The sequence below is a fragment of the Streptomyces sp. NPDC048565 genome, from assembly GCF_040650935.1.
In the GTDB taxonomy this organism is placed as follows: domain Bacteria; phylum Actinomycetota; class Actinomycetes; order Streptomycetales; family Streptomycetaceae; genus Streptomyces.
Map to the genome: position 1 here is coordinate 38,371 of NZ_JBEZIH010000013.1, position 11,111 is coordinate 49,481.

At 71.3% G+C, this 11,111-nt stretch carries 10 protein-coding genes; 4 read left to right on the top strand and 6 right to left on the bottom strand.

Features of this window, described 5'->3' with window-relative positions; all coding sequences use genetic code 11:
* Positions 1–42 precede the first annotated feature (42 nt).
* From AB0C75_RS17440 to AB0C75_RS17450, 3 genes are read left to right on the top strand one after another with little or no spacing between them, the layout of a single operon-like run.
* Entirely contained in the window at positions 43–924 is an 882-nt protein-coding gene (locus AB0C75_RS17440) for an LLM class F420-dependent oxidoreductase (RefSeq protein WP_362891609.1), read from the top strand.
* Positions 921–1,400, top strand: a complete 480-nt coding sequence (locus tag AB0C75_RS17445; protein WP_362891611.1) for a nuclear transport factor 2 family protein — start codon at positions 921–923, stop codon at positions 1,398–1,400. Before AB0C75_RS17440 ends, AB0C75_RS17445 begins: the two co-directional genes overlap by 4 nt.
* On the top strand, positions 1,397–2,221 hold the full coding sequence (locus tag AB0C75_RS17450) for an SDR family NAD(P)-dependent oxidoreductase (RefSeq protein ID WP_362891613.1): 825 nt from the start codon (positions 1,397–1,399) through the stop codon (positions 2,219–2,221). Before AB0C75_RS17445 ends, AB0C75_RS17450 begins: the two co-directional genes overlap by 4 nt.
* Before the next feature lie 134 nt (positions 2,222–2,355).
* Here the strand turns inward: AB0C75_RS17450 and AB0C75_RS17455 are convergent, their stop codons facing one another.
* The 5 genes from AB0C75_RS17455 to AB0C75_RS17475 form a co-directional block, all read right to left on the bottom strand.
* The gene (locus AB0C75_RS17455) at positions 2,356–3,786 is read right to left on the bottom strand and encodes an MFS transporter (protein WP_362891896.1); all 1,431 of its coding nucleotides are present in this window, start codon (positions 3,784–3,786) and stop codon (positions 2,356–2,358) included.
* Between the two features lie 186 nt (positions 3,787–3,972).
* On the bottom strand, positions 3,973–5,139 hold the full coding sequence (hsaA, locus tag AB0C75_RS17460; RefSeq protein WP_362891615.1) for a 3-hydroxy-9,10-secoandrosta-1,3,5(10)-triene-9,17-dione monooxygenase oxygenase subunit: 1,167 nt from the start codon (positions 5,137–5,139) through the stop codon (positions 3,973–3,975).
* Between the two features lie 29 nt (positions 5,140–5,168).
* On the bottom strand, positions 5,169–6,752 hold the full coding sequence (locus AB0C75_RS17465; protein WP_362891617.1) for a FadD3 family acyl-CoA ligase: 1,584 nt from the start codon (positions 6,750–6,752) through the stop codon (positions 5,169–5,171).
* A 55-nt stretch (positions 6,753–6,807) separates the two neighbouring features.
* Positions 6,808–7,602, bottom strand: coding sequence for an SDR family NAD(P)-dependent oxidoreductase (locus AB0C75_RS17470; RefSeq protein WP_362891619.1), 795 nt, complete (start codon positions 7,600–7,602; stop codon positions 6,808–6,810).
* Between the two features lie 105 nt (positions 7,603–7,707).
* Positions 7,708–9,270 (bottom strand): FAD-dependent oxidoreductase, encoded by a 1,563-nt coding sequence (locus tag AB0C75_RS17475; protein ID WP_362891620.1) that lies wholly within the window; start codon positions 9,268–9,270, stop codon positions 7,708–7,710.
* 186 nt (positions 9,271–9,456) lie between these two features.
* On the opposite strand from AB0C75_RS17475, the gene AB0C75_RS17480 reads away from it, so the two are divergent.
* The gene (locus AB0C75_RS17480) at positions 9,457–10,068 is read left to right on the top strand and encodes a TetR family transcriptional regulator (protein ID WP_362891622.1); all 612 of its coding nucleotides are present in this window, start codon (positions 9,457–9,459) and stop codon (positions 10,066–10,068) included.
* Positions 10,069–10,113: 45 nt separating this feature from the next.
* On the opposite strand, the gene AB0C75_RS17485 is transcribed toward AB0C75_RS17480, so the two are convergent.
* A complete protein-coding gene (locus tag AB0C75_RS17485; protein ID WP_362891624.1) occupies positions 10,114–11,055 on the bottom strand; it encodes a 3-oxoacyl-ACP reductase in 942 nt (313 codons plus the stop codon).
* Between the last annotated feature and the right edge of the window lie 56 nt (positions 11,056–11,111).

The window sequence follows — 11,111 nt, forward strand, 5'->3', positions numbered from 1 at the left end:
TCCGGCCGTGCCCCGTGCGGTGTCGCGGATACGGTCGCTGCCATGAAGTTTGCTGTGATAGCCCCCGTCGGAGCAGGTACCACCGCGAGTCCGGAGTGGATCTCCGAGTTTGCCCGGCATGTGGAGGCCTGCGGCTTCGAATCGATCGTGGCCGTGGAACACGCCGTGGTCATCAGCCGCTACTCCAGCGTCTACCCCTATGACACCTCCGGGAAGATGGAGCTGGCGGACACCTGCGACATCCCCGACCCCCTCGATCTCCTGGCCTTCCTGGCCGGGCGGACCACCACCCTCGGCCTGGCCACCGGCGTGCTGGTGCTGCCCAACCACCACCCCGTCGTGCTGGCCAAGCGCCTCGCGAGCATTGACGCGCTCTCCGGCGGCCGGCTGCGGGTCTGCGCCGGCATGGGCTGGATGAAGGAGGAGATCGAGGCCTGCGGCACCCGCTTCGAGACCCGCGGCAGGCGCGCCGACGAACAGCTCGCGGTCCTCCGTGAGCTGTGGTCGGACACCTCGGAGAACGGCGTCGACCACCACGGCGAGTTCTTCGACTTCGACGGCGCCATGAGCTACCCCAAGCCCGTACGGCCCGGCGGGGTGCCGATCCACATCGGCGGGCACAGCCGGGCGGCGGCCCGGCGGGCCGGACGCCACGGCGACGGGCTCCAGCCGTTGGGTGTGGTCGGCGACGAACTCGCCGCCCTGGTGGCGCTGATGCGTGAGGAGGCCGAACGCGCGGGCCGGGACCCGGACGCGCTGGAGCTTTCCCTCGGTCACCTGGTCACCCGGATCAACCCCGAGCGCGCGGAGAAGCTGGCCGGGCAGGGCGCCGACCGGATCGTGCTGGCCATGCCGCCGACCACGGATCTGGCCGAGGCGAAGGACGCGCTGTCCGACTGCGCGCAACGGCTCGGCCTGTCGTGACGCTCTCCGCCGCGGACCGGATGGAGTTGCACGACCTGGTCTGCCGGTACGCCGCCCAGGTCGACGACCGCCGATTCGACGCAGTAGCAGGCCTGTTCACCGACGATGCGGTACTGGCCATGCCCGCGCCGCCCCGCGAGCTCGATCCCGTCGTCGAACACACCGGGCGCCTCGCCATCGAAGCCGCACTCGCGGCGCTCGACGAGGTCCCGCTGACGTGCCACGCCGTGCTCGGCGCGGTGTTCGATCCGGGCGCGACGCCGGACACCGCGGCCGGCCGGGTCACCGGCGTCGCCCATCACCTGACCCGGCGCGGGGAGCGCACCGCCGACCTGGTCTGGCACCTGCGCTACCACGACCGCTATGCCAGAGCCGGCGGGCGGTGGCGGCTTGCCCGCCGGGAACTGCACATCGACTTCATCCACACGCAGGACGTACGCCGGTCCCGCACCGACGACAACGGAGGTTCCTCATGAGCGCGGCCGGCCCCACCGTCCCCCGGGTCAGCGTCGTCACCGGAGGCGCGCTGGGAATCGGCGGTGCCGTGAGCCGCCGCCTGGCCGGCCTCGGTGACCTGGTCATCCTCAATGACATCGATGCAGCCGCCGCCGAGAAGACGGCGGCCGAGATCACCGAGTCCGGTGGCCGGGTGATCACGGTGATCGGCGACGTGGTCGAGGACCGGACCGTGGCCGCGCTCACCGAGGCTGTCGCCGTGCGGGGCCGCGTCGACGTGCTCGTCAACAACGTCGGCGACTTCCGTCCCGCCAGCCGGGACTTCCTGCACAGCAGGCCGGACCAGTGGCAGCGGCTCTACGAGTTGAACCTGCTGCACGTGCTCAAGGTGACCCACGCCCTGCTGCCCACGATGGTCGAGCAGCGCTCCGGCAGCATCGTGAACAACTCCACCGTGGAAGCCTTCCGCGGCATCCCCGCCAACGCGGCGTACTCGGGCTACAACGCCGGAGTCTCGGCGTTCACCAAGAGCCTCGCCGTCGAGACCGGGCAGTACGGGGTCCGCGTCAACGCGATCGCCCCGGACCTCGCCGACACCCCGCAGACCCCGCACGACGCGATGCTCCGCGGACGCGATCCCGAACTGCTGCGCAGCTGGATCCCGTTGGGCCGCTTCGGCCACGTCAACGACTACGCCTCGGTGGTCGCCTTCCTCGCCTCGGACGAGGCCCGGTTCGTCACGGGGCACACGGTCCCCGTCGACGGCGGCACCCTCGCCGCATCCGGCTGGTACGCCCGTGAGGACCGCAAGGGCTGGACCAATATGCCCAACCACCCCTGAGCGTCGGGGCGACGAGCACCGGAACGGGCCCCTGCCGGCTCCTGGGAGCCGGTCAGGGGCCCGTCCTCGTGGTGCGCCGGGGCGTCCCGTCCGCCGGACGGCAGCCTCGCCGTACCGAGGGACGCCCACCCGCCTCAGACGGCTGATCCCTTCGCCGGGACGTCCGACCCGTCGCGGGCGGCCTCGGCCGACCCGTCCTCGACGAGCCCTCCCATGGCGGGCTCGCGGCCGTGCTTCATGCGCAGGGTGATCAGCAGACCGACCACGCCGACGATCGCGGCGACCACGTAGGCCTGGCTGTACGCGGCATCGCCGAAGACGCCCGCCGGCGAGCCGGACGGCGTCTCCCGGACGTTCCCGGCCATGATCTCGCCGGTGATGGTGACGCTCAGTCCCGCGGCCAGCATCCCGATCATGCCGGCGACACTGTTGCCCGCGCCGCCCAGCCGTTCGGGCAGGGCGTCCTGCACCAGGTTGGAATTGGAGGAGTGGAGGAACCCGACCGCGCAGCCGGCGGCGCAGCTCAGGAGGCCCACCTGCCACTGCACGGTGAGCAGCGTCGACGCGACGAGCATGACGCCCACGTACAGGGCTCCGGACGTCATCATGACCCGTCGGGCCCCGACCCGCTTCGCCAGGTAGCCGCCGAGAGGGCCCATGATCATGCCCGTCAGCCCCATCGGTGCGGTCCACGCCGCGAGCTCCAGCGCCGAGAGTCCGGAGCCGTAGGTGTTGCCCGGGACGTGCTCCGCCCTGAGCAGAATCGGGTTCATGTACGAGTGGGCGGTCATCATGTACGAGATCAGCCCGAACGCGAGCACCGTGCACACGAACGGCGCGCCGGTCAGCACGCGTATGTCGACGAGCGGTTCACTCACCCGGAGTTCCCGGATCGCGAAGGCCACCAGCAGTGCGACGCCGAGAGCCAGGAGTCCGAGCGTGGCACCCGAGGTCCAGCCCCAGTCGCTGCCCTCCCCGATGACGTAGATGATGACGGTGAGGGAGATGCCGAACAGCGCCGCGCCGGGGAGGTCCATCGAGGACTTCGCCCGCACAGCGCTCTCCGGCACCAGCGAGGCATTCAGCGGCAGCAGCACACCGACGTAGATGATCATGAACCAGAACACACTGCGGAAGCCGAAGGCGTCGATCAGCCAGCCGGCCGCGAAGGGGCCCACGACCGCACCCATCCCGACCCCGGTGGCGAGCGAGCCGAGCGCGATCGGGACGTACCTGCGCGGGATGACGTCGCGCACCAGGGCGTAGGAGATGCTCACCACGCCGACCAGGCCGCCCTGCAGGATCCGGCCGAGGATCAGCAGTGCGTAGACATCCGTCGTCGCGCAGATGATGCCGCCCACGATGAAGAGGCCACCGAGGACCAGGATCGCCCTCTTCTTCCCGTACCGGTCGGCCACCTTGCCGGCCACCGGCAGGACCACCGCACCGGCGAGCGAGACCGCCGACACCACCGCGGCGACGTTCGCCGTGCCGAAGTGCGTCGCGATCGCGGGCAACGCCGGGTACACCATGAGGATCTCGAACGTGGCGATCTCGGACAGCATGATGATCAACGCGCACACCACGATGATGCGCCTTACAGGAAACACGCCATCGGAAGGCGTCAAATCGAGTGCCATGCCAACCCCTGTCTTGACGGAAGCAGACGGCCGGGTGGGCCGCCGGGGACTGTCGGCGCGCTGTTCCTCGTACACCGGGCGGGACACGACATCGAGTTCCCCGCCGGCGCCTCAGACCAGGTTGTCCTCGACCGTCAGGCCGAAGGCACCGCGCCCGTACATGGCGAGGGCGCGTTCCACGTCGTTGGCGACGTGGACACTCCCCGCGTGGGCGTCGCGCCAGGCGCGTTCGACGGGGTTGCCGCGCCGCAGCGCGTTGCCGCCGGCGGTCTTGAAGAGCAGGTCGATCGCGGCGACGGCCCGTTCGGTGCCCCGGACCTGGTCGCGCCGGGCGCGCAGCCTCAGCTCCATGGGGATCTTCTGGCCCGCGGTGGCGAGTTCGGTCAGTTCTCTCATGTTCCGGTCCATCTGGAGGACCGTCGCGTCGATGTCGGAGGCGGCGCGCGCGATGGCGACCTGGGCGAACGGGTCCTCGGCGAAGCTGCCTCCGCCCAGACTGAGCCGCACCCGCTCCTTCATCCGCGACACGTACGACGCGTAGCCGCCGGAGACGGCCCCGAGCACCGGCGCGGTGACAGCACTGGTGAAGATCGCGCCGAACGGCAGCCGGTACAACGGTCCCGGGTTGACCCGCTGTCCCGGCACCTTCAGCTGCGCCTGCTCGTAGTTGCGGAGCACCCGGTGGGCCGGCACGAACGCGGACTCGATGACGATGTCGTTGCTGGCGGTTCCGCGCAGCCCGACCACGTCCCACATGTCCTCGATGCGGTAGTCGGTCCGGGGCACCAGGACGGTGAGGAAGTCCACCGGCCGTCCCTGCGCACCGACGACGAGTGCGCCGAGCAGTGCCCATGAGGCGTGCTCGCAGCCCGAGGAGAAGCTCCACCGGCCGGTGAGCTCGTAGCCCCCGTCGACGGGGGTGAGCCGGCCCACCGGGGCGTACGACGAGGAGATGCGTGTGTCCGGGTCCTCGCCCCACGCGTCCTGCTGTGCCTGTTCGGGGAACAGGCCCAACTGCCAGGGGTGGACGCCCAGCACGGACGCCACCCAGCCCGTGGAGCAGCACACCGCGGAGATTTCCCGCACGACCCTGTAGAAGTCGACCGGGTCGCCCTCCAGGCCCCCGAACCTGGCCGGTTGGAGCATCCGGAAGACACCGGCCACCGCCAGCTCACGCACCGTGGCATCCGGGATGCGCCGCGCCTCGTCGGTGGCGGCCGCCCGCTTCCCGATGGCCGGCAGCAGACCGCGTACCGACTCCAGAACCTCGTTGTCCATCTGTCCGTACCTCCATGCCCCGGTCGGGCTCAGATCGTTCGCAGGGCGGACTTGTCCACCTTGCCGGTGGCGTTGCGCGGCAGTGTCCCGAGGACGACGACCTCGCGCGGGACCTTGAAGTTGGCCAGCCGCTCACGGCAGTGTCCGATGAGCTCCCCGGGGTCGGGCTCGGCGCCCGGGCGCGGGGTGACGTAGGCACGTCCGACCTCTCCCATCCGTGCGTCGGGAATGCCCACCACGACGGACTCGGCGACGGCTTCGTGTCCGGCGAGCACCTGCTCGACCTCGGCCGGGTAGACGTTGAATCCGCCGACCACGAACATGTCCTTGAGCCGGCCGGTGATGACCAGGTTGCCGTGGGGGTCGAGATGGCCGACGTCCCCGGTGGCCAGCCACCCGTCCGCGTCGACGGCCTCGGAGTTCGCCGCCGGGTCGTCCATGTAGCCGAGCATCACGTTGTAGCCGCGTACCAGGATCTCGCCGTCCTGACCGGTCGGCAGCGGGGATCTGTCGGTCCCTGCCACCCGTACCTCGACGCCGTCGATGGGGCGGCCCGCGGTCAGGGCTACGGTCTGGTCGTCGTCGTCGGTGGAGCACGCGGAGACGGTGCCGCAGCTTTCGGTCAGTCCGTAGGCGGTGAGCACCTCGGGAAAGAGCTCGGCACGCATCCGTCGGACCAGGGCGACCGGCACGACGGCCGATCCGGTGACCGCGAGCCGTAGGGAAGCCAGGTCGAAGCGGTCCCGGCCGGGTGCGTCCAGCAGTTCGGTGTAGATCGTGGGCGGGCCGGGCAGGACGGTGATCCTTTCGGCCTCGACCGTGTGAAGCACCCGCTGTACGTCGAAGACCGGGTGCAGGATCATGGCCGCGCCCCGCAGCAGGCAGGCGAGTACCCCCGCCTTGTAGCCGAAGCAGTGGAACAGCGGGTTGATGATCAGATAGCGGTCGTCGCCGGTCACACCGGTCCGGCTGCTCCAGGCCCGGTAGGTGGTGAGGTTTTGCCGGTGCGTGCTCAGAGCACCCTTGGGGCGGCCGGTGGTGCCCGAGGTGAAGAGCAGGTCCGAGGGGTCGTCGGGACGCACGGCGGCAGCGCGGGCGGTGGCTTCCGCGTCGGGCACGTGAGCACCGTGCTGGAGGAATTCCTCCCAGGGCAGGCTCCCGGAGGACGCGGTGGCGTCGAAGGTCACCACTCGTTCCAAAGTGGCCGGGGGGAGCGCCGGCCCTCCCTCGTCCCCGGTGGCCAGCATGGCCAGGTAGTCCTTGCCCAGGAAGCCGTTCTCGACGAACAACAGCCGTGCGCCGCTGCGTTCCAGGAGCCAGCGCGCTTCGGCGCCCTTGTAGCGGGTGTTGACGGGAACGAGCACCGCACCTGCCGAGGTGGCGGCGAGCGCGGCGACCACCCAGTGGTGACTGTTGGGCGCCCACAGGGCGATCCGGTCGCCGGGCCGTGTGCCGAGGGCGATCAACGACTTCACGGCCGACCCGACCCGGTCGCGCAGCCGCGCCCACGTCAGCCGTACCTCACCGTCCACGACCGCCTCGCGGTCGGGATGCAGGGCAGCGGCGTGGCCGAGGGCGCCGGGGATCGTGAGGGGGTGCTCGGTCTCGCTCATCTGCTCTCCGGAAAAGGATGGAACATGCGGGCGTCGACGGGAGGCTGACGGGACATCAGGACGAGGGCGGCAGCATCTTCCTGGAGGCTTCGTGGGCTGCCAGAGCAAGGTCGGCGCGGGGGAACCCGCTGCGCTTCTCGGCGGCTGCCGCGTTGCCGCCCGCGACCAGGACGGGGCCGTCGGCGAGGTGCTCCAGCCCCTCCCGGGCGACGTCGTCCGGCTCCGCGACGCGCAGTCCGGGCAGGTCCATGCGCAGTCCGGCGCGCACCATGGCGGGGGTCCGGGTCACGCCTAGGACGAGTTCCAGGACGTGCACACCGTGCGGACGCAGTTCCAGCCACAGGCCCTCGGCGAAGACCCGGCTGAAGGCCTTGGCCGCCGAGTAGACGCTGATCTGCGCCTGTCCGAGGTAGCCGGAGAGCGAGCCGACGAGCATGATGCCGCCCCGCCCCCGCTCCTTCATGAGCGCCCCGAAGTGGTGGGTGAGGGCGAGTTGCGCGGTGATGTTCAGGTCCAGGACGCCCTGGACACGGGCCAGGTCGCCGGAGACGAACTCGTGTCCGTAACTGTTGGCTCCCGCGTTGAAGATCAGCAGGCCGACCTCGAGACCGTCCGTGACCGCACGGACCGAACCCAGGGCGCCGGGGTCGAGCAGGTCGAGTGCGAGGGTGCGGACCTCCACGCCCTTGGCGCGCACCTTGCCGGCGGTCTCTTCCAGAGGGCCGGGCTTGCGGGCGATCAGGACCAGGTTGATCCCGGCGTCCGCGAGCTGGTGGGCGAACGAGGCGCCGACGCCCTCGGACCCTCCGGCGACGACCGCCCACGGCCCGTACACGTTCTTGTCGATCATCAAGTACCTCTCTTGTACTGGCCGGGAGTGCCGCGACCGTAGAACGCCGTTCCGGGGCCGCGCCCCGGACATCCCACTGGCCGGGATGCCCTGGGGCTCACCGGGTCAGGGGGTTTCGGTGGACTCCCCGGTCATGTGCCGGACGGCCAGCGAGGCGAAGACCATGGCCGTTCCGATGGGGACGCCGGGGCCCGGATACACGCGGCCCGTGAAGGACGCGCTGGTGTTTCCGGCCGCGTACAGACCGGGGAGCGGGCGGCCCTCGGTGTCGAGGACGCGGGCGTGGACGTCCGTGCGGAGTCCCCCCTTGGTGCCGAGGTCCGAGAGGACCAGCCGGGCCGCGTAGTACGGCGGGCGGTCGAGCGGCACCAGGCACGGGTTGGGCCCAGGGGCGTTCGCGGTGTCGGCGAAGAACCGGTCGTAGGGGTCCTCCCCACGGTGGTGGTCCTCGTCTGTGCCGCGGGCGGCGAAGCCGTTGAAGCGGCCGACGGTGTCCGTCAGGGTCCCCGCCGGTACGCCGATGAGCTCGGCGAGCTCCGGCAGCGAGTCCGCCCGTACCCAGGTGCCTGCCGCCAGGTGGTCCTCGGGGCGGACGGACGGCACGGTGATGGCGGGCAGCGCGCCGCCCTCGCGGGAGTCGAAGACAAGGTAGGTGGGCGACCGCGCTCCCCCGGCGGCGGCTATGGCGCGGCCCATGCGGTCGTACGGCAGTGACTCGTTGGCGAAACGCCGTCCCGAACCGTCCACGACCAGTCCGCCGCGCAGGCCGAGGGTGAACGCGGCTGATCCGTCGGGGAGCTCGGTCCCCGGGCACCACCAGGCCTCGTCCATCAGGCCGGTGGCCGCACCCGCCTCGACGGCGGCGCGCAGCACCTCTCCTGTGTTGGTCCCCCGGGGTGCCATGCTCCACGCGGCACCGCCCGGCACCTTGTGTTCGGCGCGCAGGGTCTCGTCACCCTCGAAGCCGCCTGCGGCCAGCAGGACCCCGCGCCGGGCCCGCATCCGGACGGTGCCGTCCGGCGTCCGCGCCTCGACGCCGGTGACCCGGCCGTCCTCGGTGACCAGCCCGGTGACGTGATGCTCCGTGCGGAACTGTGCGTTCGTGGTGCGGACGGCGGCGAGCAGGAGGCGGCCGATCAGGGCGCGGCCCGCGGTCAGCGGTGCGTCGGGGTGTCCCTGGCCCGCGCGGTCCCGGTCGATCGCCGGGCGTACGAGGGGCAGCAGATCGCCGAGAAGGTCCGGCGGGAGGTCGAGCGGGACGAAGGAGCGGCCGGCGTCCATCCGTCCGGGGGCGGCGACGTAGTCGGGGAAGGGACGCCATTCGAACTCGATGGCCGGGTCGTCCTCCAGCCGGGCGACCACTTCGGGGGCGTGCCGCAGGAAGGCGTCCCGGCGTTCGCCCTCGGCGTCACCGGTCAGGGCCCGCAGATAGTCTCCGGCCGCCTCGGTGGAGTCTCCCAGGCCGGCCCGTTCCTGCACCTGGGATCCGGGCAGCCAGCAGGCCGCCCCGGAGTAGGCGGAGGTGCCGCCGAGCAGCGCCGTCCGTTCCAGTACGACGGTGTCGAGGCCGTCCCTGGCAGCCACCAGGGCTCCGGTCATCGCTCCGGCACCGGACCCTACGACGATCACATCGTGGGTGGCGTCCCATTCCTGCCGGCCGTCCCGCATGGGGTGCTCCTCCTGCCGCTCGGTGGTGTGAAGTTTCAGCAGACCGTTTCCGGGGCTGCGGGGTGGGTCCTGTCCCGCTGACCGGTACGGCTGGTGCCTCGGCGCCAGGTGGGCGGCGGCTGACGCCGGGCCGGGCCCGGCGTAAGGTCGGAGGAGCTGTTGAAGGAATCACGGGGAGGGAAAAGGGTGCCCAGAATCGCCGAGGCCAGGGCGGGGGCCGAGCCCAGTTCGCCACGACAGCGCGAACGTCGTCAGAGCATCCTGCGGGTGGCGGCGGACCGCGCCGCCGCCACGGGTCTGGAGCAGGTGCAGATGCACGACGTGGCCAAGTCCGCGGGGGTGGCGATCGGTACCCTGTACCGCTATTTCCCGTCGAAGACCCATCTGTTCACCGCGTTGATGGCCGACCAGATCGAGGGCCTCGCGGCGCGGGTGCCGGAGCGCGACGCGGACACCTCGCCCGAGGACGCCGTCTTCGAGACGCTGCGCACCGCCACCCGCCGGCTCCTGCGCAGGCCGGCTCTCGCCACCGCGATGATCCAGTCGTCGAACGCCGCCCGTGCCACGTCCGTCCCGGACCTCGCACGGATCGACTCGGGATTCCTCGATCTGCTGCTGCGGGCCTGGGGCGTGGAGCAGCCGACGGAACACCACATCACCCGCCTGCGGCTGCTGATCCTGCTCTGGTACGGGGTGCTGCAGTCCCGGCTCAACGAGCGTCTCACTCCGGAGAAGGCCTACGCCGACCTGCGGATGGGGTGCCACCTCCTGCTCGCTCCCGGACCGGACGGCGGCTGACCCGGCCGACGACGACGGGTGTGCCGGCCGGGTGCGCCTGTCGGTTCACGGGGTCTGCTGCGTGCCCGTCGTGTCGAGTCCGGCGACGCTGTACGCGGCGTAGTTCCGGTGCGGCTCACGGCCGCTGAAGTACGGCGTCAGCTGGGCGTCGAGCTCCTCCGGGCCGAAGGTGCCGTCCGCGGCGGTGAACTTCTGTTCCACGGTGGGCGGGGCGAGCAGGGCGACCATGTCGCCGTAGACGACGAAGACCTGCCCGTTGATCTCGTCGGAGGCCGGTGAGGCCAGGTGCCCGACGAGGGTGGCGACCCGCTCGGGAGCCATGATGTCGAGGCCGCCCGGGGATTCCACGCCCGCGCCGAAGGATTCGGCGGTCATGGCGGTGCGGGCCCTCGGGCAGATCGCGTTGGCGCGCACACCGTAGCGGGCCAGGCCCTGCGCGGTGGCCAGGGTCAGCGCGGTGATGCCGGCTTTGGCGGCGGAGTAGTTCGGCTGGCCCGGGGAGCCGAACAGGAACGCCTCGGACGAGGTGTTGACCACGCGGCCGTAGACAGGGGCGCCGGACGACTTGCTCGCCGCGCGCCAGTGGACCGCCGCCGCGCGGGACACACCGGCGTGCCCCTTGAGGTGGATCCGGATGACGTCGTCCCAGTCGGACTCGGAGAGGTTGAACAGCATCTTGTCGCGGAGCACGCCCGCGTTGTTGACGACGATGTCCAGCCTGCCGAAGCTCTCCACGGCGGCCTGCACCAGGCGGTCGCCCATGGACCAGTCGCCCACGTCACCGGTCACCGCCACCGCCCCGGTGCCGAGGGCCTTGATCTCGGCGACCACGTCGTCGGCAGACGGACCGACGTCGTTCACCACCACATCGGCGCCGAGCCTCGCCAGCGCCAGTGCCTCCGCACGGCCGAGCCCTGCTCCGGCACCGGTGACGACGGCGGTGCGTCCTTCAAGGGTGTACGCCGGGGGGGTGTTCGTCGCGCTCATGCTGCCTCTTTCCGTGTTCCGTCGAGCCGATGGATACGCCGGCGCACCTCAGGGTT

Excerpts from the sequence above, each read along its gene's own strand:
- AB0C75_RS17455 (WP_362891896.1), bottom strand. The coding sequence starts at position 3,786 with ATGCTGTCCGAGATCGCCACGTTCGAGATCCTCATGGTGTACCCGGCG.
- AB0C75_RS17440 (WP_362891609.1), top strand. The coding sequence starts at position 43 with ATGAAGTTTGCTGTGATAGCCCCCGTCGGAGCAGGTACCACCGCGAGT.
- AB0C75_RS17465 (WP_362891617.1), bottom strand. The coding sequence starts at position 6,752 with ATGAGCGAGACCGAGCACCCCCTCACGATCCCCGGCGCCCTCGGCCAC.
- AB0C75_RS17450 (WP_362891613.1), top strand. The coding sequence starts at position 1,397 with ATGAGCGCGGCCGGCCCCACCGTCCCCCGGGTCAGCGTCGTCACCGGA.
- AB0C75_RS17475 (WP_362891620.1), bottom strand. The coding sequence starts at position 9,270 with ATGCGGGACGGCCGGCAGGAATGGGACGCCACCCACGATGTGATCGTC.
- AB0C75_RS17485 (WP_362891624.1), bottom strand. The coding sequence starts at position 11,055 with ATGAGCGCGACGAACACCCCCCCGGCGTACACCCTTGAAGGACGCACC.
- hsaA (WP_362891615.1), bottom strand. The coding sequence starts at position 5,139 with ATGGACAACGAGGTTCTGGAGTCGGTACGCGGTCTGCTGCCGGCCATC.
- AB0C75_RS17470 (WP_362891619.1), bottom strand. The coding sequence starts at position 7,602 with ATGATCGACAAGAACGTGTACGGGCCGTGGGCGGTCGTCGCCGGAGGG.